This window comes from Deinococcota bacterium (assembly GCA_030858465.1).
Taxonomy (GTDB): Bacteria; Deinococcota; Deinococci; order Deinococcales; family Trueperaceae; genus JALZLY01.
Genome location: JALZLY010000312.1, coordinates 1 through 4,523, shown reverse-complemented (window position 1 = coordinate 4,523; position 4,523 = coordinate 1). Strand labels below are relative to the sequence as shown.

Below are 4,523 nucleotides of genomic sequence, written 5' to 3'. Positions count from 1 at the left end.
GTCCTCCATGGCGTTCTTGACGACGCCGGGCGTCAGCTGAGTGATGCCCCGGCTGTCCTCCCGGACGGTATCCCACTCGAGCGCCGGGTCGAAGGCGAGCCGGGCGAGGATGGTCAGCTTGTGGGCGGCGTCTATGCCGCTCACGTCCAGGCCGGGGTCGGCCTCGGCGTAGCCCAGGCGCTGCGCCTCGGCCAAGGCCTCCTCGAAGGAGACGCCCGCCTCGAGCCCGCTCAGGATGTGGTTGCAGGTGCCGTTCAAGATGGCGTGGAGTTCGACCGGACGCGAGCCGCGGAGGGCGCCGCTCAAGGGGCCGATCGCGGGCGTTCCCGCCATCACCGCCGCCTCGAAGTGCAGCCGGCCCGCCCTGAGGTGCGGCTCGAAGGCCGGCCACTCCTGTGCCAGGACGGCCTTGTTGGCGGTCACCACCCTTTTGCCCAGCTCGAGCGCCCGCAGCATCAGCTCGCCGGCGGGTTCGGTGCCGCCCATCAGCTCGACGATCACCTCGGCTTTCCCTATCACCTCGTCGGCGTCGGTGGTGAGCCTCCCGCCGAGGTCGGCGCCGCGCGGCTTATCGGGATCGCGCACGAGGGCGCTCACGAGCTCCAGGCCCAGCTCGTCTCGCTCCAAGATCAGCCCGGCCACCGCCGCGCCGACGGTACCCGCGCCCAAGAGGCCGACATGAATGCGTCTGGTCATGAAAGCGAGGATAGCACGCGACCTGGTATACTGACGCGCTTGCCTTGGCGTAGCCAGGGGATGAAATTGAAGATTAAAAATTGAAGATTGAACATTTTGAATTTTGAATCTTCAATTTTTAATTTTTCTGGAGACTTTAATGTTAGGAATCGGTATCGTCGGCTTGCCCAACGTGGGCAAGAGCACGCTGTTCAACGCCATCACCCGGGCCGGTGCCCTGGCCGCCAACTATCCCTTCGCCACCATCGACAAGAACGTCGGTATGGTGGCGGTGCCCGACGAGCGGCTCGTCGCCCTCCGCGATGTCTTCACCAAGGGCGAGCGGGTGCCGCCGGTGATTCCCACCACCGTCGAGTTCGTGGACATCGCCGGACTGGTCAAGGGCGCCAGCCGGGGCGAGGGTTTGGGCAACCAGTTCTTGGCCAACATCCGCGAGGTTTCGGCCGTCGCCCACGTGGTGCGCTGCTTTGACGACCCCGGCGTCATCCACGTGGCGGGCGAGATCGATCCGCTGAGCGACGTCGAGACTATCGACACCGAACTGGCCCTGGCCGACATCGCCTCCCTGGAGAAGCGGCTCGAGAAGCTCCGCCGCAGCGCCCGCGTCGACAAGGAGGACGCGCTCGTCGTGGAGGCCGCCGAAAGGCTCATGGCCAGGCTCTCCGAAGGGGTGCCCGCCCGCCTCACGGGTATCGACTTGCCCAAGGACTTCAACCTGCTCACCGCCAAGCCGGTCGTCTACGTCTGCAACGTGCCCGAGACCGACGTGGTGAGCGGCAACGCGCACTCACAAAAGGTCCGCGCCCTGGCCGAGAGCGAGGGCGCCGAAGTGGTCCTCATCTCGGCGCGCATCGAGCAGGAACTAGGCGAGCTGAGCGAGGAGGAGGCGGGCGAGTTCTTGCAGGATTTCGGCCTCACCGAGCCCGGCCTCAACCGGCTCATCCGGGTGGGCTACAAGGCTTTGGGACTCATCACCTTCATCACCGCGGGTGAAAAGGAGGTGCGCGCCTGGACGGTCGCGGAGGGCAGCAAGGCGCCGCGGGCCGCGGGCGTCATCCACAGCGACTTCGAGCGCGGCTTTATCCGCGCCGAGGTGATCCGCTGGGACAAACTGGTCGAGGCCGGGGGACTGGTCGCCGCCAAAGGCAAGGGCTGGGTGCGCACCGAGGGCAAGGACTACGTCATGCAAGACGGCGACGTGATGAACGTGCTGTTCAACGTCTAGGAGGCGTGCAGGCCCCGGTGCTGGTTTTAGTAGGAGTCAGCGTCGGGTGCCGCTGGAAACCGCCCTCAAAGAAAAACCGGCTGCTCGAAAGAGCAGCCGGTTCTACGTCATTAAAGATCGCTTGGCCAAACTGGCCAAACACTCAGCACTTGCTGTAGCTGGCCTGCGACTTTCGTGAAGAGCCAGCACCGGCGCAACAAGACCGACAACAAACACTCAGCACTTGCTGTAGCTGGCCTGCGACTGCTGCAGGAGGCTCCGCAACCGCTTTAGGAGCGTCTGCGTCTCTAGAAGCGCGCGCTCGAGCGTCTCCGCGTCGCGGCTCGATTTGGCGGCCTCGATGTGCATCTCGATGATGTTGAGTTCCGATGTGAGCATCTCGGGCACGCCGAAGTTGAACCGCGCCTCCGTCTCACAGAGCGTTTGCAACTCGTGCCAGCTCAGGTCGATATGCTCGTGTAAGCGCCCGAGTTTCACCCCGTACCCCCTACCTTCAGTGGGCGCCTCGGCGCCCCAAAGGTCCTCATGGCCCCAAAGGTCCTCATGCACTGTCAGTTTAGCAGGAGACGGCTGAGAATAGTCTGAGGCGCTTAAGCTTCCCTTCATCTTGCCCTGACCTCTTGCCCGACCTCTTGCTCCGAAGCCTCCTCTTGCTCCGAAGCCTCTCGCCGGGCAAGGGGGCGAGGCTTGCAAAATCCAAAAGACCGCCCTTGTTATACTCGAGCATGGCAGCATCCCCCACCTCCTACCCCTACACCTCCTACCCCTACACCTCCTATCCCTACGGCGCGCTCCCGCGGGCGGACGGTATCCGCTTTCACGTCTGGGCGCCCGAAGCGAGCCGAGTCGAGGTCGTGCTCGAGCCGGACGGCCGGGCGCTCGAGATGACCGCGGTCGGCGACGGCCACTTCGAGCTTCTCACCGACCGGGCCGGGGTCGGCAGCCTCTACACCTACCGCCCGGACGGCGGCCCCAGCTTTCCCGACCCCGCCTCGCGCTACCAGCCCCAGGGCGTCCACGGGCCCTCGCAGGTGGTGGACCCAGCCGCCTACGCCTGGCGGACCACGGACTGGCCCGGGCTCGAGCTAAAGGAGCACGTCTACTACGAGCTCCACGTCGGCACCTTCACCCCGGAGGGCAGTTTCGACGCTGCCCGCCGCAAGCTGCCCTACCTGAAAGAGCTCGGCGTAAGCGTGGTCGAGCTCATGCCCGTCGCCGACTTTCCCGGCGAGCGCAACTGGGGCTATGACCCCTCGGCCCTCTACGCGCCGTCTCGGGCCTACGGGACGCCCGAGGATCTCAAGCGGCTCATCGACGAGGCGCACGGACTGGGCTTGGCGGTGTTCCTGGACGTCATCTACAACCACTTCGGCCCCGACGGCGCCTACGCCGTGGCCCTGAGCCCGCTCTTTTTCACCGACCGGTATAAGACCCCCTGGGGCCAGGCCATCAACTTGGACGGCGAGGGGGGTGACAGCGTGCAGAGCTTTTTTCTCGAGAACGCCCTCTACTGGCTGCGCGACTTTCGCTTCGACGGCCTCAGGCTCGACGCCACCTTCGCGCTCTATGACGAGAACGAGCCGCACTTTCTCGCCAAGCTCGCCGATGCCGTGGCCGCGCTACCCGGCCCCCGCCGTTATCTCGTCGCCGAGGACCACCGCAACCTCGCCAAAGTCTTTAAGCCCACCAGCGAGGGTGGCTACGGCATGGACGGCGGCTGGGCGGACGACTTCCACCACCAGATCAGGAGCATCTTAGCGGGCGACAACGCGTCTTACTTCAGGGACTTCACCGATTCGACGGAGGAGCTCGCCGCCACCCTGCGCCAAGGCTGGTTCTACACCGGCCAGCACTCCGAGCACAAGGGCGGCCCGCGCGGCTCCGATCCGGCTGGGCTGCCTTACGAATCCTTTGTGTTCTGCATCCAGAACCACGATCAGGTCGGCAACCGTCCGCAGGGCACGCGTCTTGGGGACGATGTTTCCCTGGACGCGTACCGGGCGGCGACGGCGGTTCTCCTCTTCGCCCCCGAGACGCCGCTGCTCTTCATGGGCCAGGAGTGGGCGGCGACGAGCCCGTTCATCTTCTTCACCGATCACAACGAGGAGCTGGGCAGGCTGGTCAGCGAGGGCCGCAAGGAGGAGTTCAGCGACTTTCCCGACTTTACCGGCGAGGTGCCCGACCCCCAGGACCCACAGAGCTTCGAAGGGAGCAAGCTCGACTGGGGTGAGCTCGAGAGGACGCCGCACAGGGAGATGCTCGACTACTACAAGGACCTCCTCGCCCTGCGCCCCAGGCTCGGCGGTGACTTCACCGCCGAGAGCCCGGTTCAAGGCGGCCTGGTGATGACCAGGGGCGGGCACGTCCTCCTGGTGGCCTTGCGGGGCGGGGTGACGCTCGAGCTGCCGCCGCGCGCGCGCGTGGTCTGGCACAGCGAGGAAGACCGTTACACGGGCGAACCCGCCGCGCCCGAGGTAGCCGGGGGGAAAGTTGCCTTCGCCCGGCCCGCCGCCGCCTTGGCGGAACTGGAGAGCTAGCGTGAACGCCAGCTACCGGCTTCAGTTGCACCCCGGCTTCGACTTCGAGGCGGCCAGGGAGGTAT

4 protein-coding genes are annotated in these 4,523 nt (G+C 65.8%); 2 read left to right on the top strand and 2 right to left on the bottom strand.

Going from position 1 to position 4,523, the window contains the following annotated elements; translation table 11 throughout:
- Window positions 1–696 (bottom strand): homoserine dehydrogenase (locus M3498_15500; GenBank protein ID MDQ3460684.1); only part of this gene is annotated, 696 nt, incomplete at its 3' end.
- 139 nt (window positions 697–835) lie between these two features.
- Between M3498_15500 and ychF the strand changes: the two genes are divergently transcribed.
- Window positions 836–1,921 (top strand): redox-regulated ATPase YchF, encoded by a 1,086-nt coding sequence (ychF, locus tag M3498_15495; GenBank protein ID MDQ3460683.1) that lies wholly within the window; start codon window positions 836–838, stop codon window positions 1,919–1,921.
- 216 nt (window positions 1,922–2,137) lie between these two features.
- Here ychF and M3498_15490 read toward each other — a convergent pair whose 3' ends face one another.
- Window positions 2,138–2,398 carry a hypothetical protein gene (locus M3498_15490; protein ID MDQ3460682.1) on the bottom strand — a complete coding sequence of 87 codons (261 nt, stop codon included), beginning with the start codon at window positions 2,396–2,398 and terminating at the stop codon, window positions 2,138–2,140.
- Between the two features lie 248 nt (window positions 2,399–2,646).
- On the opposite strand from M3498_15490, the gene treZ reads away from it, so the two are divergent.
- Entirely contained in the window at window positions 2,647–4,458 is a 1,812-nt protein-coding gene (gene treZ, locus M3498_15485; protein ID MDQ3460681.1) for a malto-oligosyltrehalose trehalohydrolase, read from the top strand.
- The last annotated feature ends 65 nt before the right edge of the window (window positions 4,459–4,523 follow it).